This window comes from Hoeflea sp. AS16 (assembly GCF_038900095.1).
GTDB lineage: Bacteria > Pseudomonadota > Alphaproteobacteria > Rhizobiales > Rhizobiaceae > Hoeflea.
The window spans coordinates 927,959-953,258 of record NZ_JBBMQQ010000001.1; the positions used below are offsets into that span (position 1 = coordinate 927,959).

A 25,300-nucleotide genomic window follows, 5' to 3' on the forward strand; every position below is an offset into this window, starting at 1 on the left:
CGACTACCTCCGAAACTCGATTGGTATGACAAAACGGGTCCGGGCGCCCGCAGGTGGTTTGGGGAAGGGGGCTGCCCTTTTGATGTGGGCGAGTGCGGCCTTGTCGACGCGGGTACTGCCTGAACTTTTGGAGACGGCCACACGGACGGCCTGGCCGCTGGCCGTGACGTGGAAACTGACATGGGTCACGCCCCTGCCGCCGGCATTTCTCTGTCTCGTTCTGGCAATCTTGGCGTATACCTTGCCGGGATAATTGGCCGCCGCGGCATTGCCGGAATTGGCCGATCTCGGTTTCGACTTGCTCTTGCCGCTGGACGACGCCCTGGCCTTGGCCTTGCCGTCCTGAGACCCGGCCTTGGCGTTGACTTTCGAGCTGGACGTCTTGCTGCCGGCACTGGCTTTCTGGCGTGGTTTTTTCTGTCGTTTCGGCTTTGCAACGGGCTTGGGAACATCTGCCGGAGCGTTGGCCACGACAGGCTCGGTCCTTTCCACCGGCGCGACGGTTTCGGCTGGCTTGACCGGGACGGTGCTGGTTTCCACCGAAGTTGGCTTGATCGGTCGCGGCGTTTCCGGTTCCTGCTGGTTGGCGGGTGCTTGAGGAGTCGAACTCTCCACCCGCTCCGAGGCGGATGGAGAGATCAGGCTCTCGTCCTGCGAGGGGTCCAGCCTGAAAGAAGATGGAGAAACCGCGCTTTGGGCAGAGATCACGGGCGCCGTCGCCTTCGCAGGCGTTGCGACCGGCCGGGTGAGCTTTGGAGTTGTTGTTGCCTCGGTCTCTTGCGTCTGCACAGGCTCAAGCCTGTCGCCGGCCTTGATCAGGTCGGCAAAGTCGCTGCCCAGTACCGCTTCCTGCTCGTTGTCTCCTCCCTCGACCAGTATCTCCTGGCCGAATTCGGGCGAGATTGCCATTGCGGCAACGTGCAGCAGGGACGAAGCCAGCAAAGCCGCAACAGCCGTCAGGCGCAATCTGGAGGCCGGGGAGATCAACGACTCACTCCCTGTTCGGTCACGAGCATGATCTTCTCGGCACCAAGGCTGCGCAATTGCCGGCCGATGTCGATGAGTTTGACGGCGGGTAGCTCGCGGTCCGGAACCAGCCTGATTGCCTTGAGATCATCCGGAGCGGATTCCTGCTTGATGGTGACATAGTGGGCCGGGGTGACGAGTGCGCCACGGTATTTCATCAAGCCGTCCGGCATGATCACCAGTGCATCCGGCGGCTCCCGGTTTTCGAGCTCCGCGGTGGAGACAAGCCTGACATCGCCGTCGAGCGGCGGGGCAATCTGGGCGGCCACGATGAAAAAGATCAGCATCAGGAAGACGATGTTGATCAGGGCGATTGTCGGTTCGGGCTTTGCCCGCCCGGATGGTCTTGGTGCCAGTCGCATCAGTGATCCTACCGCACAATCTGCAAGCTGATGCCGGTGGAGCGCCTGAGAACCAGCAAGGTATCGACAAGTTGCTGCGAGCTGGCGGTCTCGTCGACAGACAATATGACTGCGTTGACATTGGCCGAGGTCCTGAGCCGCTCGATTTCGGCCTGGAGTGCCTGGTTGGTCAATTCCGACCCGTTGAGCAGCAACCGGTCTGCCGACAGTTTCAGGAACGCCGGTACGCTTGCTTGGCGTGCCGGGTTGCCGCCGCCCGAAGCGCCGAGCTCGACGTCGGCAAAACGGGAGAAGGTTGAACTGAGCATGAAGAACAACAACAGCAAAAAGATGATGTCGATGAGCGACGTCATCGAGATCTGCCGCCTTCTGTATCCGGAAGCTTCAAGCCGCATCGGCGGGAACAGGCCAACTGCCTGCCATTGAAACGGGCGCGCGCGGATCGTCGAAAGACTGATGCGCCACCGGATTGAGGATGCGGGTCACGGCCATTTCGATGGCCAGTTGATGGCGCTCGACCCGGCTTTCGAAATAGGTCAGCGCAATGCTGGTCGGCATGGCGACGGCCAGTCCGACGGCGGTGGTCAGAAGCGCCACCCAGATTCCCCCGGCCAGAATCGATGGGTCAACGCTGTTGCCGGATTGCTGCAGTGCCTGGAAGGCGGTGATCATTCCCAGCACGGTGCCGAACAGGCCTATCAGCGGGGCGATCTGGGCGATGGTGTCGAGAACCCTGAACCCGCGCTGCAGCGTCTTGATCTGCGCATTGGCGTTGACCGCCACCACATCCTCGATGTCGGCACGGGAAAGGTTATGCTCGGCGGACTGGCGCTTGAGGCGAACCGCCAGCATCTCGATGCTGTGGACACCCTTTCTTGTGCCCAGCCTGAGCGATCCGAATTGCCAGAACTTGAACAAGGTCATGGCAACGGCAATTACCGACAGCAGGAGCAGCAGGACCACCACCGGACCGCCGATTTCGATGAGCTGATAAATCCGGGCGAGGGGGTTTTCGAAAAAACTCATCCGACAATCTCCGTCTTGGAGGAACTCTTGAGTCCAAGGAGATCCATGCATTCAGATCCCTTGAGTGACGGCCCTTTGCAGGACGCAGCACCGTTGACGAGAACACGGCCGATATCGGCGCAGCTGATATCGGGCAGGTCAAACTGGCGGACCCGCGTCTTGCCCCGGGGCAGGGACTGGAAGTCGAACAGCGCAAAACGATCGACCGTACCGCCGGTGTTGAACAACACGGTTTCCAGCGACATCTCGTCGATTGCTGCACCGGTTGCGTTGGTCGCCACGAACACAAGGCGGCAGGCCTGACCGACCTGTTCCAGCGCGTTGAGGTCGAGCGACAGCGCCGGCTGATCTTGCGCGATCCGGCCTTGCTCCTGGGCCCGCCCGGGTGTGGCAGCAACCGCAAGCCCCAGAGCGAGCGAGAGAATTGCAAGTTTAGGGCTTACGATTGCCATTTTCAGTCTCCCAGGTTGTTACCAGCCGAACTGCTTGGCGAGGCTGACCTTGAAAGTCCGGCCCTTGCCGTTGTCGTTGGAGAGGAAATCCCGGTACTTGGTGTCGAAGACGTTCTCGACCCGGAACGATGCTTCCCATCCGTTGAACTGGCTTTCCTGGTCCGGCCGCCAGTTGATGTAGACATCATGGGTGTTGAAGGATGCGCGTTTGAGCGTCTCAGCCGCCAAGTCCGTTGTTGCCGAGGTGGGAACGGGGACGCGGGTTTCGGCGAACACGAAGCGGCCTTCCCAGCCAAAGCTCAGCCCACGATCGGGCAGGCGGTAACCGGCGCCGATGTTGATCTCAGCCGGTGCGACCTCCGTCAACGCCGTCTTGTTGGTGAGATCAGTCCCGACCGTCAGGCCAAGACCGGCGTCGGCGAAGAAGTTGTTGCTCTCATAGCCTGCTTCAAATTCGACGCCGTAGATTTCCGCACGGCCGATATTGACGTATTGCGGATACATGTTGCGCTGACGGACGATGAGATCGTCGATCTTGTTGTAGAAACCGGTGGTCTTGAAGTCGAAATTGTCGCCGGCCTGGATCAGGTCGGACGTCGAAACGACAAAGCCGATTTCATAGTTGTTGGATTTTTCCTTCCTCAGGTCGAGGCTGTAATTGGGCGTGACGCCAGCGCCGTAGTCGTTGGAATAGATCTCGTCGATCGAGGGAAACCGCTCGGTGTGGGCATAGGAGCCGAAGACCGAGAAGTTGTCGGTGAACTTGTAGAGAGCGGCGATTTTCGGAGAGAATGCCGTATCGGTCTTGTCATCGGGAACCGCGGCACCCGCAAGTGTGCCAACTGAATCGCTGCCACTGAGCCGCTGATAATCGAACCGGACGCCGGGTATCAGCGTCAACTTGTCGTTCCAGATAAACTCGTTCTGGACGAAGATCCCGGTCTGGAAATCTGTGCCTTCGGGGTGATGGCCGAGTGGGGTGGCCGTGCCGGTTGTCCGGTTCTGGCGGATGACCTGGCCGCCGACGGTGAGATAGTTCTCATAGGAGTCACCGGTCCACTCGAAGGTGTTCTGTCCGAGGAACTGGTAGCTTTCGTAGCCGTAGGTCGAATCCTGGCCGATGGAATTGCCACCAAGCGACGCATTTGTCTGCTCGTTGGTGATGTTGTTGTAGGATAGCGTCAGCTTCAGATCGAGCCATGGATTGTCGGTCGCCGCATCCTCGTAGGAAATCTGCGCCTGCCTGTTGTTGACCACACGGTCGACCGTTCCGAACGTGCCGGTCGGCTGCAGCTGTGAATAGGCCTGGTTGTCCTGATCACTGGTAAACTGGCTGTAGCTGAGCTGGACTTTGCGCTCCTTTGCTTCATCCAGATAGAATGTGCCCTTGGCAAGTCCGTTCGGCGTGGTGAACTCGGAGCCTTCCACCAAATCGCCCGCACCGTCCTTGAATGCGCCGGCCTTGCGGTAATTGCCGGTCAGCAGCACTTCGGCGTAATCGCTCAGGCGAAGCGCGAGAATGGCGCTGGTGAGATAGCCGTTCGGGTTGGAATCATAGGTACCCTTGAGCTTGAGCGCGCCGGTCTGGCCTTCGGCGAGAAAGTCGGACGCGTCCTTGGTGGTGAAATTGACGACGCCGCCAAGCGCACCCGAGCCATAAAGCGTCGACGAGGCAGGCCCGCGCAACACTTCAACCCGTTTGAACAGTTCCGGGTCATTGAAGAAACCGCCCATGCGGTACTGTTCGAAGAACTGGGGAACACCATCGACATTGACGAGGATACGGCCTTCATCTGAAGCCGATTCGCCCTTGCCGATGCCGCGGATGTTGAAGGACTGGCCCAGGGCACGATTGGAACCGCCGATCACGCTGACGTTGGGAATGTCCTTGAGCAGATCGGTGACGGTGGAGGCCTGTTTTTCATCGATGTCGGTCTGCTCGAGAGCGGTGACCGCCTGCGGCGTATCGGTGGCGACCTTGGCGCGACCGGCACCGAGGACAAGCCGTTGCAGCAGGGTAAAGCCATTCTGCGGCGGGGCCTCCTCCTGTGCATGGGCGAACGGCACTGCCGTGAGTGCGGTGGTGGTGCACAGTGCCAAAGTCACCGCGGTGCGAGTTATGTTTGTTCTGATAGCAGTCATAGCGCCCTTACCTGATTCAAATGATTGAATAGCTGGCTGGCGGTACGCTCGCTCGCTTGCTGACGGCTCGATCAATTTGACATCAATATCAAACTTGACAATTCCGATCAGCTTATGCGAGACACCGATTACTAAAAGTGGAGTGCTTTAGTCAAGATAAAAACACGCAACAAATTTCGCCAAGCCAGCTTGCAGCCAGCCAGGCCAACACACGGATGTTGACCATGGACAAAAACACCCCCGAAAACAGCGCACCAGACCGCCGGTTTCAGCTTTCGCAAGCCGACCGCGGGACCGACCGGGTCATCGATTCGCGGGCGCTGTTCGGAGAGCGCAAGGAGATTGCCATCGAACACGATGGCGCCGTCTACCGCTTGAAAATCACCAAGCAAGGCAAATTGATCCTCAACAAGTGAGCTGGCAAATGAACACGACACCACACCCCGACAACGCCGCCATCCGGGAGGCGCGACGCAACAACCTGAAAATGCGCGAGCGCGATCTCGCTACCCAGCTCGGTATATCCGAAGCCCGGTTCCTCGACGCCTTCGTTGGCGAACATGTCGACCGGATCGAGCCTGATCTGGATGTATTTTTCCCGATGCTCAATGCAGCCGGCGAAGTCATGGCGCTGTCGCGCAATATCAACGCAGTCCACGAGAAAACCGGGGTTTACGAGAAATTCTCCGCTGGCAAGCATGCATCCGTGGTGCTTGGAAAAGACATCGACCTGCGCATTTTTCCGAAACACTGGCGGCATGGCTATCACGTCGCCAAGCCGATGGACGACGGATCTGTGCAGCGCAGTTTCCAGTTCTTCGATGTGCGCGGCGATGCCGTGCACAAGGTGTTCGCCCGCGAAACCACAGACATCGCGAAATGGAACCTGATCCGTGAGCACCTGTACAAGGATGACGCCGGTCCCGCCTTCAGGGCGGCTCCACCCGCAAAGCCTGCAACAACGCCGACGCATGAGGCCATTTCCAGTTTGCGGGAAACATGGGCGGGCATGGAAGACACGCATCAGTTTCAGTCGATGCTGCGCAAGACCGGGATCTCCCGTCACGACGCCATTCGCCTGATCGGCGAGGATTATGCAGAAAGACTGACGGAGGACTCCGCGGATATCCTGTTCGAGCGGCTTTCAAAGGATGAGGTGCCGATCATGGCATTTGTCCGCAATCCCGGAATCCTGCAGATTCACTCCGGACCGGTTCGCAACATCAAGCAGGTCGGGCCGTGGCTGAACGTACTCGACAGCGGATTTCACCTGCATCTGCGCAAGGACAAATTCGCCGCGATCTGGGTTGTCCGTAAGCCGACCAAGAGCGGCGATATCTATTCGATCGAGATTTTCGACGAGCGTGATGAGCAGGTTCTCCTGATCAATGGCGACCGCCGTGGCGGCGATGTTTCAGACAGCGTGTCGCGCTGGGATGACGTGATCCACGCGCTTCCGCGCGCCCAGGCTTCAAAACACCCGGAGGTGATGCAGTGAGCGACTTGCAGATCCGACAGGGCAGGCGGCTTGGCCGCCGGAGCGCAATTCTTGCCGGTTTGGCATCTGCCGTGGTGATGGCTTTGCCATTCACATCCGGCACCGTTTTCGCTGAGGAGAGTAAAGCGCAACGGGTTCTGGCGATCGGCGGCGCGGTGACCGAGATCATCTACGCGCTGGGCGAACAGGACCGGCTGGTGGGACGGGATTCGACCTCGACCTATCCACCTGAAGCCACCGCATTGCCGGATGTCGGCTATATCCGCGCGCTGTCGCCTGAAGGCGTGCTTTCGGTCAAACCGGATCTGATTCTTGCCCGCGAGAACAACGGTCCGCGCGAAGCGGTCGAGGTTCTCAAGAGCACCGGCGTGCGCTGGGTCGATATTCCCGATGATTTCACGCTGGAAGGCATTGACGAGAACATCACCATCATCGCCCGCGAACTGGGCGTTGAGGACAAGGGCGAAGCCCTCAAGAGCAAGGTAGCAGCCGACATTGCAAAGGCCCGCGCGCATCTTGCAGGTGTGGACGGCAAGCTCAGGGTGATGTTCGTGCTGGCCCTGAACGATGACAAGATCAACACCTCGGGCACCAATACAGCGGCGAGCAAGATCATCGAGCTGGCAGGGGCCGAAAACGTCATCACCGCGTTCGAGGGCTACAAGCAGATCAGCAACGAAGCAGTGATCAATGCCGCCCCCGATGTCATCCTGATGATGAACGGGCGCGGCGTTTCCGCCGATCATGAGGCGATGAATGCGCTGATCGAGGCTCATCCGGCTCTATCCACCACGCCGGCGGTGAAGAACGGCAGGATCATCCGGATGGACGGATTGCTGATGCTCGGTTTCGGGCCGCGCACGGGCGAAGCGATCACCCAACTGGCGGAAGCGTTTTACGGCCATGAGCATTAGTCTTGAAGCCAACATGAGCGGGTCTCCCGGCATGCAGGCGGGCGACCGGACGATATTCGCCCGCAGGATGCTGCTGGTGCTGGTGATCGTGCTGACGCTGACCGCGATGTTCAGCATCGCCTCCGGGGCCACCGACACGTCGGTGGTTTCGGTGGCCTGGGCGCTGATTACGGGGCGGGATGATCTGATCAGCGCCGTCGAACGCGTGGTCATCCTCGACATTCGCATGCCGCGGACCTTGCTCGGCATGCTGATCGGCGCGTCGCTGGCGGTTTCGGGGGCGACCATGCAGGGCCTGTTCCGCAATCCGCTCGCCGATCCCGGGATCGTCGGTGTCTCGGCCGGCGCCAGCCTCGGGGCGGTGACCTTTATCGTGCTCGGGGCAGGGGCGCTGGCGCCTGTCGCAAGCCTTCTGGGCATGTACCATGTCCCGTTCGCGGCCTTTGTTGGCGGTCTCGTTTTTACCATGGCGCTTTACAGGATCTCGACCCGGAACGGCAGAACCTCGGTGGCGACCATGCTGCTTGCCGGCATCGCCCTGGGGGCGATGGCAGGCGCTTTCACCGGGCTGCTGGTTTTCTGGGCCGATGACGAACAGTTGCGGGATCTCACCTTCTGGGGACTGGGGTCGATAGCGGGCGCAACATGGCTCAAGGTTTTCGCGGTTGCCCCGATCATCATTCCCATCCTGGTGTTCTCACCGTTCATGGCGCGCGCCTTGAACGCGATGACGCTGGGCGAGGCGACGGCGCAGCATCTCGGAATCAATGTGCAGGTGTTCAAGCGCGTGGCGATCGTCATGGTTGCCGCTGCGACCGGGGCATGCGTGGCGGTGTCAGGCGGCATTGGTTTTGTCGGCATCGTCGTGCCGCATCTTTTGCGGTTGCTGATCGGGCCGGACCACAGGTTCCTGTTGCCGGCCTGCGCGCTGCTCGGGGCGGTCATGCTGCTGTTTGCCGACGCCATCGCGCGGCAGATCGTTGCGCCGGCCGAACTGCCGATCGGCATCGTGACCGCGGCCATTGGTGCGCCGTTCTTTCTCTGGATCCTGCTGCGCAGGCGCGGGCTGATGGATATCTGACATGCTGGAAGCAAAGAACATTCATGTCCGGCTGGGCAAGACCCCGATCCTGCATGGCATCGACATGCAGGCGGCCAAGGATCAGTTCACGGTCATCATCGGCCCGAACGGTTCGGGAAAGACCACCCTGTTGCGGGCCCTGACCGGGGAGATCGGGTTTGAAGGCGAGGTGCGGCTCAACGGTATCGACATTGCCAGCGCCCGTCCGCTCGACCTTGCCAGCCTGCGCGGGGTACTGCCGCAATCGGCCAGTCTTTCCTTTCCCTTCACCGTGCACGAGGTTGTGCGCCTGGGGCTGACCACGGGCATCCAGACCATGGTCGATGCCGGCGGCCGCGTCGAGGAAGCACTGGCTGTGGTCGATATGGACGGGTTCGGCGGCCGTTTCTACCAGGAACTATCCGGCGGAGAGCAGCAGCGGGTGCAACTGGCGCGGGTTCTCACCCAGGTCTGGGAACCGGTGTTTGACGGCAAGCCGCGATGCCTGTTCCTCGATGAGCCGATATCCAGTCTCGACATCAAGCATCAGCTGCAGATCATGCAGATCGCGCTGCGCTATGCCAATGCCGGTGGCGGCGTCATCGCCATCCTGCACGATCTCAACCTGACGGCGCATTTCGCCGATCATGTGGTGTTGATGAACCAGGGCAGGGTGCATGCCAGCGGTGCCCCGCAGGAGGTTCTGACGCCGTCAAACCTTGAAACGGTCTATGGCTGTCCGATGGCGGTTGGCAGCGTGCCGGAAGGAATGGACTTCTTCGTGCTGCCCCTGATTTCGACGGGACAGCGGGGCTGATCAGCGACCGGTCATCAACGCAGCCAACCGTTGCCACCGCACGGTTACGACCCGATGTCCCCCATGCATCGGGTCGACCAGATGCATGTGGCCCCGGTACGGGCTGCCTGCATCATTTCAAATGCTGGCAGCGGCGTTCGCTCACTCCGTCAGATGCTTTGCACTGTTGATTTTACTCGACAATCGATTGCCACTTGCCGAACCAAGCGATAGCGTCCGGCGAAAATCATGCAAGGATCGACGATGACCGCTGTACCGCATCTGTTTCAACCGCTCAATTTGCGCGGAATTTCGACCCGCAACCGGGTCGTGATATCTCCCATGTGCCAATACTCGGCCCATGACGGACACATGGACGACTGGCACCTGACCCATCTTGGCCGTTTTGCCATCGGTGGCGCCGGGATCGTTTTTACCGAAGCAACCGCGGTACAGAAACGCGGCCGGATCACCCATGGATGCCCCGGCCTGTGGACGGACAGCCAGATACCCGGTCATGCCCGCGTCGCCCAGTTTGCACTCAGAAACGGCGCAATCCCCGCCATCCAGCTCGGCCATGCCGGCCGCAAGGGCGGGATGCAGCGGCCCTGGTTTGGCAACGGCCCGCTGAACGATGCGGATTTTGCACGCGGCGACATGCCCTGGACTCCGGTCGGTCCGTCCGAATTGCCGGTGGCCGAGGGCTGGCCGGTGCCGCATGCGCTGACGGCAGCGGAAATCGGCGAGCTGATTGACGACTACGAGGCAGCCGCGCGGCGCGCACTTGCCGCAGGCTACAAGATTGCCGAAATCCACGGCGCGCATGGTTATCTGGTTCACAGTTTTCTCTCGCCGCTGTCCAACAAGCGCACCGACGCCTATGGCGGCAATCTCGCCGGACGCATGAAGCTGGCGCTGGAGATTGCCGAACGGCTGCGCGCCGTTTGGCCAGAGGAACTGCCGCTGTTCTTCCGCACCTCTGCCGTTGACGGTGCGCCGGAGGGCTGGACGCTCGACGACACGGTGGTGCTGGCGGGCGAACTCAAGCGCATTGGCGTTGACGTGATGGACTGCTCGTCGAGCGGCATTGCCGGCGCTGCAACGGCCAGCGGTCACCAGAAACGGCAACCAGGCTTCCAGGTCGGTTATGCCGAGCGGGTGCGAAAGGATGTCGGGATGACAACGATGGCCGTGGGCCTGATTACCCACCCGCAACAGGCCGAGGATATCCTGGCACAAGGCCGCGCCGACCTGATAGCCATTGGCCGCGAGGCGCTTGTCGACCCGAACTGGGCGTTGCATGCAGCGCGCGATCTCGGCCACGACACGCTGTTTGAAACCTGGCCGCAGCAATCGGGCTGGTGGCTCGCAGGCCGGCAGAAGACCTCCGACTTCTACCAGCCTGCCAGCTGACAGCGGCATAGAACGCGGGTGCGGCCGCATCCCTGCTGTCGACAGGTCGGGCCGATATGGTATTGGGTGGCGCACGCGCGAACAGGACAAAGAACGGGTGGAGTTTCAAGCCATGTCAGACAACAGGGTAATCATCGCCGGTGGCGGAATCGGCGGTCTTGCGCTGGCGCTGACCTTGCACCAGATCGGCGTGGACTGCGTGGTGTTCGAGGCCGTCAACGATCTCAAGCCGCTGGGCGTTGGCATCAACCTGCAGCCCAACGCCGTGCGCGAACTGTTTGATCTCGGTTTCACGGCCGATGAATTGAATGCGCTCGGAGTGCCGGTGAAGGAGTGGGCGCTGGTCGGGATGAGGGGGCAGGACATCTATTCCGAGCCGCGCGGGCTTGAGGCGGGTTACGACTGGCCGCAATATGCCGTGCACCGGGGCGAGTTCCACATGGCGCTGTACCGCCGCCTTGTCGACCGTGCCGGGCTCGATGCCGTTCGGCTTGGCTGCCGCGCGACGGGCTATTCGGTGAACCCCGACGGCGGCGTCACCGTTACGCTCGAAACACAATCCGGCGAGATCCGTGAAACCGGCAGGCTGCTGATCGGGGCTGACGGAATTCATTCGGCGATCCGGGCGCAGATGCACCCCAACCAGCCGCCGATCCACTGGGGTGGCGCGGTGATGTGGCGCGGCACGTCGCTGGCCAAGCCGGTGCGCACCGGATCGTCCTTCATCGGCCTGGGAACGCACAAGCACCGTATGGTGATCTATCCGATTTCGGCGCCCGACCCAGAAACCGGGCTGGCGCTGACCAACTGGATTGCCGAAGTGACCTATGACGATCCGTCCGCGCACGAGACCATGGGCTGGTTCCGGCCGGTCGGAATCGACGATTTCATCCACCATTTCGAGAGCTGGACCTATGACTGGCTCGATGTCCCGGCGCTGATCCGCGGCGCCGACATCGCCTTCGAGAACCCGATGATCGACCGCGACCCGGTGCCGACATGGGTGGATGGGCCGGTGGCGCTGATGGGCGACGCTGCGCATGCGATGTATCCGACCGGGTCGAACGGGGCCAGCCAGGCGATCATCGATGCCCGCATTCTGGGCGCGAAATTCCTGGCGCATGGCGTCGCCCCCGATGCGCTGGCCGCCTTCAATGCGGAACTGTGCGAACCGGTATCGGCACTCATTCTGCGCAATCGCGGGGCAGGGCCGTTCGGACTGCTCAACATGGTCAATGACCGCTGCGGCGGCGAGTTCGACGACATCGAAGAGGTCATCCCACAGGCGGAACGGGCCGAGTTCATGGCAAAATACAAGGCTGCTGCCGGGTTTGCACGGGATACGTTGAATGCGGCACCTTCAACGATTGCAGCGGGTGCCCGGGTAAACGCATGAGCGATAGATGATATTGTAAAAACGTCTCATGAGTTGAGATGCAATACCGACAACATAATTCACATCTAATTCAACTGCCGGACAATGAAAACGTCTCTACGTCAAAATGCTTTCGGGTCATTATCAGAGGAATTTTGTCAGTTTTCGGATCGTTCATCAATTCGATGTTTTGTCGCGCTTTTTGGCATACTCGACGCAGTATCCACTTCGCTTCACTCAGCGGAAGCTTGTCTATATTCTCGAACTCTTGGAATGGATTAGGTAGCAGATTTTTGTTTCCCATACGCAATGGGTACCATATTTGGAAAACCTGCGCCTCCGGAGGTGCACTTTCGGCGGCCACAAGGTAATCAAACCATGCAAAGAATAGGTGATGAGCATTTGTATCATCATTGAAAGATACAAATGTCTCCCACGAGTTTCTTTCTTGTTTTTTATAGTCGAGCGGATGTTTGAATGAATTTGCAAATTCATTCATCAACTTCTTCATCTGGAGGTCATCCAGATTGGGGTTAGCTATTTTTTGGTAGTATGACCAAGGTATTTTTCCGGCGGAACTAGCGGCGTAACCTGCGATTTCCCTGGCTGCACTGGTTAAAATTTGCACCGATATTGGATCATCATCATCGATAAATAGCTTTAATGCCGTTCCAAGTTGGTAGCGCGCTATTCGCAATCGTGCCATCTGATTCCGCTTATCCAAAGTTGCTTTGTGCATTTCAAGAACCCCGAGTAACCCCGACGATATAGCAATAGTCAATCGACGGAATGCGGCCAATGCAATAAAGGAAATTGACGTTCTTGGTGAGAGCGCAGGGGTTCGAACCCTGGACCTACTGATTAAAAGTCAGTTGCTCTACCAACTGAGCTACGCTCTCCCAAAGCCCGTTGCGCACGTTGGCGAAACCGGCTCGAATGGCGCGGAACATAGGGACGCATCTGCCTATGGTCAACAGCAAATGCCAAGCCGCAACAGTGTTTTTTCAGGGGGCTTTCACGGCTGCCTTCGGCTTACGGGCAAGGCGGACCGGAGCTGGTCCTTCGCGACGGCCCCGGACTGCCGCCGGGCGTCAAAATATCACGGCTTTCACTCGAAAACGTGACTGGCGAAGCCCGGGACTGGCGGTTAGATAGAGGCCTGCGGACGGGCCGGCCGGTTCCTGTCCAACCTTTGGCCCGGCAAGGGGAACCTGATTTCGTGATCATCGCCGATATTTCACTCCTCACTGTTATCCTGGCGGGCGCATTGTCGTTCCTGTCGCCCTGCGTCCTGCCATTGGTGCCGCCCTATCTTTGTTACATGGCGGGCGTGTCGGTCGAGGATTTCCGCGGCAGCGGGGCTGAAACGAGAGCAAGGGACACGCGGCGTGCGGTGTTTGTTGCCTCGCTGTTTTTCACCTTTGGTTTTGCCACCGTCTTTGTCGCGCTCGGGGCAGGGGCCTCAAGCATCGGCGCTGCCCTGCGGCAGCATATGGACCTGCTGGCCAAGCTCGGCGGCATTGTCATCATCCTGATGGGGCTGCACTTTCTCGGCGTGTTCCGGATCGGACTGCTAGCGCGTGAAGCCCGCTTCGCCGGCGGCGGCAAGCCGGCCACCCTGTCCGGGGCCTATCTGATGGGGCTGGCATTTGCCTTTGGCTGGACGCCCTGCATCGGACCGGTGCTTGGCGCCGTGCTCGGGGTTGCGGCAGGCCGGGAGACGGTGAGCGCCGGCGCGATCCTGCTCGCCGCCTATTCGCTCGGCCTGGCAGTGCCGTTCTGGATCGCGGCGTTGTTTTCAGAGCGTTTCATGCGATTCTCGCAGAAATTCCGCAAGCATCTCGGCACCATCGAGAAAGTCACCGGCGCGCTGCTGGTGCTGACCGGCATCCTGTTTCTGACCGGCGGCATGGCCACCATGGCCTACTGGCTGCTCGAGACATTTCCGGCACTGGGCATGATCGGCTGAACCCGGCAGCCTTTCGGGGCACGCAGACCGGGATCAGCGCTTTCGTTTTGGAGCCGTTGCCAGCACCAGCCCGGTCAGCACGGTGCATATGCCGAGCGCATGGTGTGCCTCGAACGGTTCACCCAGAACCAGGACAGCCAGGCCGACGCCATAGGGTGGCAACAGATACATGAAGACGCTGGCCGTCGATGCGCCAAGCCGGGCGACGCCATACTGGTAGCCGGAAAATGCAAGCAGTGACGAGAACACGACGATGCCGGCAATCCCGCCCCAGGCGCTCAAGGTATGCGGCATCATGGCGCCGGTGAGGAATTCCCAGAGCGCGAATGGCGCCAGCAACAGCGATCCGGAAAGCGTGACAACGGCAAACAGTGCGGAAACCGGCAGTCCGGCCGTGCGCTTGCCCTTGAGCAGGACCGAATAGCCGGCCCATGACAGGGCCGCAGCGATGAACATCAGGTCACCCCAGTTGAAGGACGATTCGGCGATACTGGTGAAATCCCCCTTCAGCACGATGATTGCCACGCCGAGGAAGCCGACCAGAATGCCGGCGACTTCGCGCCAGCTGGTGGCCCGGCCGAAAAACAGGCGTTCAAGGATAATGATCATCAGCGGCGACGTGGTGTAAATCAGCGTGCCATTGGTGGCCGTGGTGAATTGCAGGGCATAGTAGACACCCGCGCCGCAGATCCACATACCGAGGAAGCCAAGCACCAGCCAGTGAACCGGATAGTTGGTTACATAGGTCCGGACCCGATCCCGCGCCATCCACAAGAACGGCGACAGCACCAGCGCGGAGGCTGTCCAGCGCAGGAAGGCCAGCGTGAAGGGAGCCACCTCGGGAATCGTCGACCGGCCAAAGATCAGGTTCGACGAAAAGAACAATGGTGTCAGCAGCATAACGACCAGAGGAATGAAACGCGCGAGTGTGGGTTTCGCAGCAGGTGAGGCGGCGGCAGTCATGGGGGCTTCCATATCGGGACAATGTTTGCTTCAAGGAGAATGATCGAGGTTCCGGTGCTATAGCGTCCGGTACGAGTAAACAAGCGATTCGATAATGAGGTGAGCGAATGGCACGAACTTGTCTGGCTGTCGTGCTTGCGGCTGGCGATGCGACACGCATGAAGTCGTCAAAATCCAAGGTGTTGCATACCGTTGGCAACCTGCCGCTGATCGCGCATGTGACCCGCGCGGCGGCAGCTGCGGGCGTCAACAAGGTTGCGCTGGTGGTGGGCCGGGATGCCGCCAGGGTTTCCGAAGCGGCCCGGATCGGGCTGGAAGTTCCGGTCACCTCTGTCGAACAGACCGAGCGCAAGGGCACCGGACATGCCGTGCTGATGGCGCGAGATGTGATTGCCGAAGGATATGATGACGTTGTCGTGCTTTATGGCGATGCGCCGCTGATCAATCCGGATAGCCTTGCGGCGGCGACTGCGGAGCGGACAAGCGGCGCCGACGTGGTTGTTCTGGGATTCCGCGCCGCCGACCCGACCGGCTACGGCCGGCTTCTGGTCCGCGATGGTGAACTGGTCGCGATCCGCGAGCACAAGGAAGCCTCGAGCGAGGAACTGGCGGTTGATTTCTGCAATGGCGGCATCATCACCTTTTCCGGTGCCCAGGCCATCAGCCTGCTTGAAGCCATCGGCAACGACAACGCCAAGGGCGAATACTACCTTACCGATATTGTCGAGATCGCCCGCCAGCGCGGCCTCAAATGCGTCGCCATCGAGGCTCCCGAAGAGGACATGATGGGCTGTAACACCCGCGCGGAACTTGCCGAGATCGAACAGGTCTGGCAGAGGCGCGCCCGGCATGCGGCGATGCTATCAGGTGTCAGCATGGTCGATCCCTCCAGCGTGTTCCTGTCGCATGACACGGTGTTGGGCAACGACGTGACCATCGAGCCCAATGTCTGGTTCGGTCCCGGCGTCAAGGTGGGGCCCGGTACGGTCATTCATGCTTTCAGCCATCTCGAAGGGGCGGATATCGGGGCAAACGCCACCATCGGCCCCTTTGCCCGGCTGCGTCCCGGGACCGAGCTGGGGGAAAAGGTCAAGGTCGGCAATTTCTGCGAGATCAAGAAGGCCAGGGTCGGCGCCGGCGCCAAGGTCAATCATCTCAGCTATATCGGCGACGCCGTCATCGGGGATGCGGCCAATATCGGAGCGGGCACGATCACCTGCAATTATGACGGCCAGAACAAGCACTTGACCGAAATCGGGGCCGGGGCCTTCATCGGTTCGAATTCATCGCTTGTCGCGCCGATCAGCATCGGTGACGGTGCTTATGTCGGTTCGGGAAGCGTCGTGACGATGGATGTTCCCGCCGATGCGCTGGCCATTGCCAGGGCAAGGCAGGAGACAAAACCCGGCCGGGCGCATCGGCTCAGGGAGAAGATCGCGGCCATCAAGGCACTGAAGAAAAAGGCGCAAAGCGGACCGGATGCATAGGTCCGGTTACGCGATGTCACGAAAATTGAGCGGTCCCAACACTTTGGGGCACTGGTCTAAACAGGCGTTGCTGGGTAAGAGCTTGGCCAACACGTTACCCAGGAGAGACGCATGTGCGGCATAGTCGGGATAGTTGGTAAGCGCGAAGTGGCTCCGCTGCTGGTGGACGCGCTCAAACGGCTTGAATACCGCGGATATGATTCCGCCGGTGTCGCCACGGTTCATGACGGCCACCTGGATCGCCGGAGGGCTGAAGGCAAGTTGGCCAATCTCGACCGCCGTCTGGGCGAAGAGCCCCTGGCAGGACAGATCGGCATCGGCCACACGCGCTGGGCCACACATGGTGCGCCGACGGAAAGCAATGCGCATCCGCATTTCTGCCAGGGCGTGGCCGTCGTCCATAACGGCATCATCGAGAATTTCGCGCCCCTTCGTGCCGAACTGACCGCCAAGGGCGCCACGTTCTACAGCCAGACCGACACCGAAGTGGTTGCACAGTTGCTTTCGGCCTACCGGCAGGAGGGCCTTGCACCGCGCGAAGCGATGCAGAAGGCACTGAGCCGGCTGGAAGGCGCCTATGCGCTTGCAGTGCTGTTTGAAGACCAGCCCGACATGATACTTGGCGCCCGTTCCGGGCCGCCACTGGCGGTCGGGCATGGCGAGGGCGAGATGTTCCTGGGTTCCGACGCGATCGCACTGGCACCGTTTACCGACGAGATCACCTATCTCGATGATGGCGACTGGGTGGTCATTACCCGCGACACGCTCGAGATCTACGATCACAGCGGCAATGCTGTCGAGCGCAAGAGACAGAAATCGCAAGGTGCCGCCTATGTCGTCGACAAGGGCAATCACCGGCATTTCATGGAAAAGGAAATCTACGAGCAGCCGGAAGTGGTCTCGCATACGCTCAGCCACTACATCGACTTTGCCGAGGGACGGGTGAAGCTCGACAGTTCAAGTATAGATTTCGCCAATCTCGACCGATTGGCGATGTCGGCCTGCGGCACCGCCTATTACGCCGGGCTGATCGGCAAATACTGGTTCGAACGTTTTGCGCGGCTGCCGGTGGAAATCGATGTCGCTTCGGAATTCCGCTACCGGGAAATGCCGCTCACCGGCAAGATGGCGGCGCTGTTCATCTCGCAGTCCGGGGAAACCGCCGACACGCTGGCGTCGCTGCGCTATTGCCGCGACAACAAGCTGACCATCGGCGCGGTGGTCAATGTGCGCGAATCGACGATTGCACGTGAATCCGACGATGTGTTTCCGACCCTTGCCGGTCCGGAAATCGGCGTGGCCTCAACCAAGGCATTCACCTGCCAGCTCTCGGTTCTGGCGGCGCTGGCGATGATCGCCGGGCGCGCGCGCGGCACGCTTTCCGCCGAGGAAGAAACCGCAATGGTGCAGGCGCTGGTCGGGGCGCCGCGGCTGTTCAACGAAGTCCTGCAGTCGATCCAGCCGCAGATCGAGACCTTGTCGCGCGAACTCTCGCGCTTCAAGGATGTGCTGTATCTCGGCCGCGGAACCAGCTTTCCGCTGGCGCTGGAAGGCGCCCTCAAGCTCAAGGAAATTTCCTATATCCATGCCGAAGGCTATGCCGCGGGCGAACTCAAGCACGGTCCGATCGCGCTGATCGACGAGAACATGCCGGTGATCGTGATCGCACCGCATGACCGGCACTTCGAGAAAACCGTCTCCAACATGCAGGAAGTGGCGGCGCGCGGCGGACAGATCATCCTGATCACCGACGAAAGGGGGGCTGCGGCGACCACGCTTGAAACCATGGCAACCATCGTGATGCCCGAGGTCAACGAGATCGTGACGCCGATCCTCTATGCGCTGCCGGTTCAGCTGATCGCCTACCATACCGCGGTCTTCATGGGCACCGATGTCGACCAGCCGCGCAATCTTGCGAAGTCGGTGACCGTCGAATAACCGGCGCATCACTGTTGAACTTGTCTTCGCCTTTGTGCGTTCCCTATATAGTGGGGACTGCAGGACGAGGTGTCTTGCGTGCCATGAGGCAGGGTGAAGAATGACCGAGAAGATAAAACGGATAGGCGCGGGGCGGCGGCTGAGAAACTATTTTCTCACAGGCCTGATCATCGTTGCGCCGCTCGCCATCACCGCCTACCTGACATGGACCTTCATCGGTTGGGTCGACAGCTGGGTGAAGCCTTATATTCCGGCGATCTACAACCCCGACTACTATCTGCCGTTTGCTGTTCCCGGCTTCGGCCTGGTGACAGCGCTTTTCCTGATCACGATGATCGGCTTCCTGACAGCCAACCTGGTTGGCCGGTCCGTGATTTCCTTTGGGGAATCGCTGCTGGACCGGATGCCGCTGGTGCGCAGCCTCTACAAGGGCCTCAAGCAGATATTCCAGACCGTGCTGGCAGAGCAGAGCGGCTCTTTCAAGCAAGCGGCGCTGATCGAATATCCACGCCGGGGTTTGTGGTCGATCGTCTTCATCGCCACCGACACCAAGGGCGAGGTCAACGCGCGGCTGCCCGAGGATGATTCAATGTCGGTGTTCCTGCCGACGACGCCCAATCCGACTTCGGGTTTCCTGCTGTTCGTGCCGCGCAAGGATGTCATCGTGCTGGACATGAGCGTGGAGGAAGCCGCGAAGATGGTTATCTCCGCCGGTCTTGTGTCACCGGACTATCCAAGGACGCTTCCGGTCAAGTCGAAGCCGAAAACCGCGGCTGACTGATCGTTTCAGCCGGCGCGCAGGAACCTGATAGCCTCGTCGCGCCGCATCAGATAGAGCAGCATCCTGAGCGCTTCGCCCCGCGGCCCGGCCAAGGCCGGGTCGGATTCGAGCACATTGCGGGCATCGCTGCGGGCAATTTCCAGCAGATCGGCGTGGGCGCTGAGATTGGCGAGCCTGAAGCCGGGCATACCCGATTGCCTCGTGCCCAGCACTTCGCCTTCCCCGCGCAGCTTGAGATCTTCCTCGGCGATGCGAAATCCGTCTTCGGTCTCGCGCAGAACCTGTAGCCGCGCACCGGCGGTTTCACCCAGCGGGCCGTGGTAAAGCAGGATGCAGCTTGATGCGCCATCGCCGCGGCCGACACGGCCACGCAACTGGTGCAATTGCGCCAGACCAAACCGTTCGGCATGCTCGATCACCATGATGGTGGCGTCCGGCACGTCAACACCGACCTCGATCACCGTGGTGGCGACGAGCAAGCGGGTCTGACCGTTCTTGAAGGCGCTCATCGCCTGGTCTTTTTCCTCCGACGTCATGCGGCCGTGAACCAGCGAGACAAGAGGTGCCAGATCCTTGCCGAAAGCCTTTGCCAGGCTTGCATGACGGCTTTCCACCGACATCAGTTCGCTCTGATCGGAATCCTCGACAAGCGGGCAGATCCAGTAGGCTTTTTTGCCTTCCTCAAGCGCCTTTTTCAGCCGATCGACGATCTCGCCAAGGCGCTCGTCGGGAATGGTCACGGTGGCTATGGGCTGCCGTCCTGCAGGTTTTTCGGTGAGTTTGGAGACATCCATGTCACCGAATGCGGCAAGCACAAGGGTGCGTGGAATCGGCGTGGCGGTCATCACCAGCATGTGCGGTGCGGTGCCCTTTGCCGTCAGCCTGAGGCGCTGGTGAACGCCGAAGCGGTGCTGTTCATCGACCACAGCCAGCGTCAGGTTCTTGTAGATCACAGATTCCTGGAACAGCGCATGCGTGCCGATAACGATCTGGGCCTCGCCACTTGCGATGCGTTCGAGCAGTTCGGTGCGTTCGCGGCCCTTGGCACGTGCGGTCAGGACCGCGACCTCGATGCCCGCGGCCTCGGCCATTTTCCTGATCGTGGCGTGATGCTGACGGGCGAGAATTTCTGTCGGCGCCATCAGCACGGCCTGACCGCCGGCTTCCACCGCATCGGCCATGGCGAGCATCGCCACCGCGGTCTTGCCGGAGCCGACATCGCCCTGCAGCAGGCGCAACATGCGATCCTTGCCGGCCATGTCGGCGAGGATTTCCTCGACAGCCGTCGTCTGGCTGCCGGTCAGGGAGAAGGGCAGGGCGTCGAGAATCGCCTGGCGAAACCGGCCTTCCGCCACCACCGGATGGCCGGGCAGCTTGCGCAATGTCTGGCGCACAAGCGCCAGGGATAGCTGGCCCGCCAGCAGTTCGTCATAGGCCAGCCTGCGCCGCGCGGGCGTTTGCGGCTCTATATCAAGGGCTGTTTCGGGATGGTGCAGTTCGCGGACCGCATCGGCAAAAGACGGGAAACTGTTCTTACTGACCAGATGCGGGTCCGACCATTCGGGCAGTTCGGGCAGGAGTTCAAGCGCCGAATCGATCGATCGTCGCAGTATTTTCGGCGACAGGCCGGCGGTCAGCGGATAGACCGGCTCGATCAGCGGAAAGTTAGCCGCATCGGATTCCAGCGCGATATGGTCCGGATGGACCATCGACGGCCTGCCATTGAACCATTCGACCTTGCCGCTGACCAGAACGGTTTCGCCCACCGGCAGGATCTTCTCGAGCCATTGCTGCTTGGAATGGAAAAAGGTCAGCGCCAGTTCGCCGGTGTCATCATGGACAAACACCCGATAGGGCGCGCTTCTGCGGCCCGGAGGCGAAGGCTGGTGGCGGTCCACCCTGACCTTGAGTGTGGCAATGGTGCCTTCCGGTGCTTCGGTGATGCCCGAACGCAAAGTGCGATCGATCAATCCGTGCGGCGGCAGCAACAACAGATCGAGGGCGCGGGTGTCTTCCGGACCATCCCGGCCGGTCACCCGGGCCAGCGCCTCGGCCAGCTTGGGGCCGATCCCGGGCAGGCTATCAACGGGTTTGAACAGGGGATCGAGTTGAAGTGGTCGCATGAATCCAGATGAACGGCAATTTTGAGCCAAAGGCAAGGCTGACATTTGCGCGTCGACAGGATAAGGAAACCGTCCAACCAAAAAAGGCTCATCATGACCGGTACAACACGTTCAAGCGCCGACCTTGATCCGCGCCGCCGCCGCATTCTGGTGCGGGCCTGGCGACGTGGCATCCGGGAAATGGATCTGGTGATCGGCGGATTTGCCGATGCCGAAATCGGGGACCTGAGCGAGGCGGAACTCGATCAGCTCGAATTGCTGATGGCCGAGGAGGATGCCGACATTTTCCGCTGGGTCACCGGCGAAGCCGAAACGCCGGAGCGCTTCCGCACCGACCTGTTTGACCGGATGCGGGCCTATGTTCCGGATTTCGATCCGCAGGAAACGGGGCCGGAAGGGCCTGCGAGCAAACCATGAAACCCGTTATTCCGGTTGCCGAGATCTCCGGCGCGGTAACGCCGGTCACTCTGTCGGGCGTGCCGCAGGGCATGGAAGCCCTGGCGCTGGCGGAGATGGCGCGGTCTGCGGGTCCGCTGGCCCACATCATTTCCGATGGTCAGCGGATGGCCGATCTTGAGCAGAACCTGGCGTTTTTCGCGCCGGACATCCCGGTGCTGACCTTGCCCGGCTGGGATTGCCTTCCCTATGACCGGGTGTCGCCGGGCGCCGACATTTCTGCCCGCAGGCTCGCTGCCCTGTCTTCGCTGGCGCATTTCTCGGAAAATCCGCATCCGGCGATCCTGCTGGTCACCGTCAACGCCATGCTGCAGCGGGTTCCCTCCCGATCGGTGGTTTCCGGGCTCGGCTTCACGGCCCGCGCCGGCAACCGGCTGAAGATGGAAGACCTCTCAGGCAGCCTGATCAAGAATGGTTTCGAACGGGTGGATACCGTGCGCGAAGTCGGAGAATACGCCGTCCGTGGCGGTATTCTCGATGTCTTCGTTCCCGGCGCGGAAGAGCCGGTGCGGCTCGATTTCTTTGGCGATACGCTTGAAAGCGTGAGGTATTTCGATCCGGCGTCGCAGCGCACCACCGGACAGGCCAAGGAATTGGCACTCAACGCGATGAGCGAAGTCACGCTCGAGCCGGAAACCATCAGCCGGTTCCGCACCAATTATCTCGCCATGTTCGGGGCAGCAACCCGCGATGACGCGCTCTATGTCGCCATCAGCGAAGGTCGCCGTTACCCGGGCATGGAGCACTGGCTGCCACTGTTTCACGACGAAATGCAGACGGTGTTCGACTATCTCGACGGTTTCCGGATTTCCAGCGACCACATGCTGGCCGAAGCCGCGAGTGAACGCCGGGCGCAAATCGTTGACCATTACGAGGCACGGCAGGCGGCACAAAGCATCGAGAAAGGCCGCGGTGTCCAGGCCACGCCGTACAAGGCAATTGAACCGGATCTTCTGTATCTCGACGCGCCGGATCTCGTGGCAATGCTCGAGGCATCGAATGCGATACGGCTGACGCCATTCCACGAACCTGAGAATTCGGCGCGCCGGGTGATCGATCTTCCAACCCGAACAGGGCCGCGCTGGGCAGCAGATGCCGAGGCCGACAAAACGGAAGAGGGTGGCCGGACCAACCTGTTTGAAAAACTGGTCGCCCATGTCGGGGTGAAACGCACCGAAGGGCGCAAGGTCCTGATCACGGCCTGGACCGAAGGCTCGCTCGACCGGTTGTTGCAGGTCACCGACGAGCATGGGCTCAAGCGCGTGGTCCGGGTCAACAGCCACGCGGAACTCGACAAGCTCAAGCCCGGTGAAGCCGCAGCCGCGGTGCTCGCAATCGAGGGCGGCTACGAAATCGATGACCTCGTCGTCATCGGCGAGCAGGATGTGCTCGGCGACCGGCTGGTGCGGCGCGCCAAGCGCAAGCGCCGCGGTGCAGACTACATTTCCGAGGTGTCCGGACTCGACGAAGGCAATTACGTTGTCCACGCCGAACACGGCATCGGCCAGTTCATCGGCCTGCGCACGATCGAGGCTGCCGGGGCGCCGCATGCCTGCCTTGAATTGCATTATGCCGGCGATGCCAAGCTGTTCCTGCCGGTCGAGAACATCGAGCTTCTGACCCGCTATGGATCGGACAGCGCCGAAGTTCAGCTCGACAGGCTCGGCGGCGTTGCCTGGCAATCGCGCAAGGCCAAGCTGAAAAAGCGGCTTCTGGACATGGCCGAAGGGCTGATCCGCATTGCGGCGGAGCGGCATATGCGCTCTGCGCCGGCGCTGGCTGCCCCAGAGGGGCTTTACGACGAATTTTCCGCCCGTTTTCCCTATGACGAGACCGAAGACCAGATGGCGGCGATTGAGCGGGTGCGTGACGATCTGGCGGCCGGGCAGCCGATGGACCGGCTGGTCTGCGGCGATGTCGGCTTCGGCAAGACCGAGGTTGCACTGCGCGCGGCCTTCATCGCTGCGATGAACGGGGTTCAGGTGGCGGTGGTGGTTCCGACGACGCTCTTGGCGCGGCAGCATTTCAAGACCTTCACCGAGCGGTTGCGCGGTTATCCGGTCCGGATCGCCCAGGCTTCGCGGCTGGTCGGCGCCAAAGAACTGGCGTTGACCAAGGCGGAACTGGCAACGGGCAAGACCGATATCGTGGTCGGCACCCATGCGCTGCTCGGCTCGTCGATCCAGTTTGCCAACCTGGGTCTGCTGATCATCGACGAGGAGCAGCATTTCGGGGTCAAGCACAAGGAACGGCTCAAGGAGCTGAAGAGCGACGTGCATGTGCTGACGCTTTCGGCAACCCCGATCCCGCGCACGCTTCAACTGGCGATGACCGGCGTGCGGGAATTGTCGCTGATCACCACGCCGCCGGTCGACCGGATGGCGGTGCGAACCTTCATCTCACCGTTCGATCCCGTCACCGTGCGCGAGACGCTGATGCGCGAACACTATCGCGGCGGGCAGAGTTTCTACGTCTGTCCGCGGCTCGCGGATCTCGAGGATGTGGCGGCCTTCCTGCGCTCGGATGTGCCGGAACTGAAATTCGCTGTCGCCCACGGCCAGATGGGGGCAGGCGAACTCGATGACATCATGAACGCGTTCTATGACGGCCAGTATGACGTGCTGTTGTCGACGACGATCGTTGAATCGGGTCTTGATGTGCCAACCGCCAACACGCTGATCGTGCATCGTGCCGACATGTTCGGTCTGGCCCAGCTCTACCAGCTTCGTGGCCGCGTCGGCCGGTCCAAGGTACGGGCGTTTGCGCTGTTCACGTTGCCGGTCAACAAGCTGCTGACCGCAACGGCCGACAAGCGGCTCAAGGTGCTGCAATCGCTCGATACGCTCGGCGCCGGCTTCCAGCTTGCAAGCCACGATCTCGATATCCGCGGTGCCGGCAACCTGCTGGGCGAGGAGCAATCGGGCCACATCAAGGAAGTCGGTTTCGAGCTCTACCAGCACATGCTGGAGGAGGCGGTTGCCGAGGTGCGTGGCGAGAACGAACTGGTCGACACCGGCTGGTCGCCGCAGATCACGGTCGGCACGCCGGTGATGATCCCGGAAGACTATGTTCCGGATCTGCATTTGCGGCTTGGGCTTTACCGCAGGCTGGGCGAAATCACCGATGTCACCGATATCGACGGTTTCGGAGCCGAGATGATCGACCGTTTCGGACCCTTGCCGACAGAGGTGCAACACCTGCTCAAGATCGTCTTCATCAAGGCGCTCTGCCGCAAGGCCAATGTCGAGAAGCTCGATGCCGGGCCGAAGGGCGTGGTGGTGCAGTTCCGCAACAAGGAATTCCCCAATCCTGCCGGCCTGGTCCAGCACATTTCCAAGCAGGGCAATCTCGCCAAGATCCGACCCGACCAGAGCGTGGTGTTCATCCGCGACCTGCCGACACCGGAGAAGCGGCTCAACGGCGCTGCCGTCGTGATGACCCATCTCGCGGAACTGGCGGGCAAGAGCGGGTGAGGGCGGCGCTGGGCTCCTTTCCCGGTCATGCGCGGCGTCCGCTGGC

22 protein-coding genes and 1 tRNA gene are annotated in these 25,300 nt (G+C 60.9%); 13 read left to right on the forward strand and 10 right to left on the reverse strand.

Annotated elements, in window-relative coordinates:
* Nucleotides 1–3: 3 nt before the first annotated feature.
* The 6 genes from WNY80_RS04510 to WNY80_RS04535 are packed head-to-tail and all read right to left on the reverse strand — an operon-like array spanning nt 4 to nt 5,008.
* Nucleotides 4–987, reverse strand: coding sequence for a TonB family protein (locus WNY80_RS04510; protein WP_342886127.1), 984 nt, complete (start codon nt 985–987; stop codon nt 4–6).
* Complete coding sequence (locus tag WNY80_RS04515; protein ID WP_342886128.1) at nt 984–1,388, reverse strand: biopolymer transporter ExbD; 405 nt, start codon at nt 1,386–1,388, stop codon at nt 984–986. Before WNY80_RS04515 ends, WNY80_RS04510 begins: the two co-directional genes overlap by 4 nt.
* Nucleotides 1,389–1,396: 8 nt before the next feature.
* Nucleotides 1,397–1,741: a biopolymer transporter ExbD gene (locus WNY80_RS04520; RefSeq protein WP_342886129.1), complete on the reverse strand. Its 345-nt coding sequence runs from the start codon at nt 1,739–1,741 to the stop codon at nt 1,397–1,399.
* 31 nt (nt 1,742–1,772) lie between these two features.
* The gene (locus WNY80_RS04525; RefSeq protein WP_342886130.1) at nt 1,773–2,414 is read right to left on the reverse strand and encodes a MotA/TolQ/ExbB proton channel family protein; all 642 of its coding nucleotides are present in this window, start codon (nt 2,412–2,414) and stop codon (nt 1,773–1,775) included.
* Nucleotides 2,411–2,866: a hypothetical protein gene (locus WNY80_RS04530; protein ID WP_342886131.1), complete on the reverse strand. Its 456-nt coding sequence runs from the start codon at nt 2,864–2,866 to the stop codon at nt 2,411–2,413. The genes WNY80_RS04525 and WNY80_RS04530 overlap by 4 nt, the downstream gene beginning before the upstream one ends.
* 18 nt (nt 2,867–2,884) lie before the next feature.
* Nucleotides 2,885–5,008: a TonB-dependent hemoglobin/transferrin/lactoferrin family receptor gene (locus WNY80_RS04535; RefSeq protein ID WP_342886132.1), complete on the reverse strand. Its 2,124-nt coding sequence runs from the start codon at nt 5,006–5,008 to the stop codon at nt 2,885–2,887.
* A gap of 224 nt (nt 5,009–5,232) precedes the next feature.
* Between WNY80_RS04535 and WNY80_RS04540 the strand changes: the two genes are divergently transcribed.
* From WNY80_RS04540 to WNY80_RS04570, 7 genes are all read left to right on the forward strand, one after another.
* A complete protein-coding gene (locus WNY80_RS04540; RefSeq protein ID WP_342886133.1) occupies nt 5,233–5,424 on the forward strand; it encodes a hemin uptake protein HemP in 192 nt (63 codons plus the stop codon).
* Nucleotides 5,425–5,432: 8 nt separating this feature from the next.
* Complete coding sequence (locus WNY80_RS04545) at nt 5,433–6,506, forward strand: ChuX/HutX family heme-like substrate-binding protein (RefSeq protein WP_342886134.1); 1,074 nt, start codon at nt 5,433–5,435, stop codon at nt 6,504–6,506.
* On the forward strand, nt 6,503–7,420 hold the full coding sequence (locus WNY80_RS04550; protein ID WP_342886135.1) for an ABC transporter substrate-binding protein: 918 nt from the start codon (nt 6,503–6,505) through the stop codon (nt 7,418–7,420). The genes WNY80_RS04545 and WNY80_RS04550 overlap by 4 nt, the downstream gene beginning before the upstream one ends.
* Nucleotides 7,410–8,501: an iron ABC transporter permease gene (locus WNY80_RS04555; protein WP_342886136.1), complete on the forward strand. Its 1,092-nt coding sequence runs from the start codon at nt 7,410–7,412 to the stop codon at nt 8,499–8,501. Before WNY80_RS04550 ends, WNY80_RS04555 begins: the two co-directional genes overlap by 11 nt.
* Before the next feature lies 1 nt (nt 8,502).
* A complete protein-coding gene (locus WNY80_RS04560) occupies nt 8,503–9,297 on the forward strand; it encodes a heme ABC transporter ATP-binding protein (protein WP_342886137.1) in 795 nt (264 codons plus the stop codon).
* Between the two features lie 243 nt (nt 9,298–9,540).
* Nucleotides 9,541–10,689 (forward strand): NADH:flavin oxidoreductase/NADH oxidase, encoded by a 1,149-nt coding sequence (locus WNY80_RS04565; protein ID WP_342886138.1) that lies wholly within the window; start codon nt 9,541–9,543, stop codon nt 10,687–10,689.
* 112 nt (nt 10,690–10,801) lie between these two features.
* Complete coding sequence (locus WNY80_RS04570) at nt 10,802–12,085, forward strand: flavin-dependent oxidoreductase (protein ID WP_342886139.1); 1,284 nt, start codon at nt 10,802–10,804, stop codon at nt 12,083–12,085.
* 70 nt (nt 12,086–12,155) lie between these two features.
* Here the strand turns inward: WNY80_RS04570 and WNY80_RS04575 are convergent, their stop codons facing one another.
* Both WNY80_RS04575 and WNY80_RS04580 read right to left on the reverse strand, forming a co-directional pair.
* Nucleotides 12,156–12,803, reverse strand: a complete 648-nt coding sequence (locus WNY80_RS04575; RefSeq protein ID WP_342886140.1) for a hypothetical protein — start codon at nt 12,801–12,803, stop codon at nt 12,156–12,158.
* 84 nt (nt 12,804–12,887) lie between these two features.
* Nucleotides 12,888–12,963 (reverse strand) — tRNA-Lys (locus tag WNY80_RS04580).
* Nucleotides 12,964–13,283: 320 nt separating this feature from the next.
* Between WNY80_RS04580 and WNY80_RS04585 the strand changes: the two genes are divergently transcribed.
* A complete protein-coding gene (locus WNY80_RS04585) occupies nt 13,284–14,033 on the forward strand; it encodes a cytochrome c biogenesis CcdA family protein (protein WP_342886141.1) in 750 nt (249 codons plus the stop codon).
* 33 nt (nt 14,034–14,066) lie between these two features.
* On the opposite strand, the gene WNY80_RS04590 is transcribed toward WNY80_RS04585, so the two are convergent.
* Nucleotides 14,067–14,996, reverse strand: coding sequence for a DMT family transporter (locus WNY80_RS04590; RefSeq protein WP_342886142.1), 930 nt, complete (start codon nt 14,994–14,996; stop codon nt 14,067–14,069).
* Nucleotides 14,997–15,103: 107 nt separating this feature from the next.
* Between WNY80_RS04590 and glmU the strand changes: the two genes are divergently transcribed.
* From glmU to WNY80_RS04605, 3 genes are all read left to right on the forward strand, one after another.
* Nucleotides 15,104–16,483 carry a bifunctional UDP-N-acetylglucosamine diphosphorylase/glucosamine-1-phosphate N-acetyltransferase GlmU gene (gene glmU, locus WNY80_RS04595; protein WP_342886143.1) on the forward strand — a complete coding sequence of 460 codons (1,380 nt, stop codon included), beginning with the start codon at nt 15,104–15,106 and terminating at the stop codon, nt 16,481–16,483.
* A 111-nt stretch (nt 16,484–16,594) separates the two neighbouring features.
* A complete protein-coding gene (glmS, locus tag WNY80_RS04600; protein WP_342886144.1) occupies nt 16,595–18,421 on the forward strand; it encodes a glutamine--fructose-6-phosphate transaminase (isomerizing) in 1,827 nt (608 codons plus the stop codon).
* A gap of 100 nt (nt 18,422–18,521) precedes the next feature.
* On the forward strand, nt 18,522–19,202 hold the full coding sequence (locus tag WNY80_RS04605) for a DUF502 domain-containing protein (protein WP_342886145.1): 681 nt from the start codon (nt 18,522–18,524) through the stop codon (nt 19,200–19,202).
* 5 nt (nt 19,203–19,207) lie between these two features.
* On the opposite strand, the gene recG is transcribed toward WNY80_RS04605, so the two are convergent.
* Nucleotides 19,208–21,325: an ATP-dependent DNA helicase RecG gene (gene recG / locus WNY80_RS04610; RefSeq protein WP_342886146.1), complete on the reverse strand. Its 2,118-nt coding sequence runs from the start codon at nt 21,323–21,325 to the stop codon at nt 19,208–19,210.
* A gap of 93 nt (nt 21,326–21,418) precedes the next feature.
* Between recG and WNY80_RS04615 the strand changes: the two genes are divergently transcribed.
* Nucleotides 21,419–21,742: a succinate dehydrogenase assembly factor 2 gene (locus tag WNY80_RS04615; RefSeq protein ID WP_342886147.1), complete on the forward strand. Its 324-nt coding sequence runs from the start codon at nt 21,419–21,421 to the stop codon at nt 21,740–21,742.
* Nucleotides 21,739–25,254 carry a transcription-repair coupling factor gene (mfd, locus tag WNY80_RS04620; protein ID WP_342886148.1) on the forward strand — a complete coding sequence of 1,172 codons (3,516 nt, stop codon included), beginning with the start codon at nt 21,739–21,741 and terminating at the stop codon, nt 25,252–25,254. The genes WNY80_RS04615 and mfd overlap by 4 nt, the downstream gene beginning before the upstream one ends.
* Nucleotides 25,255–25,300 lie beyond the last annotated feature (46 nt).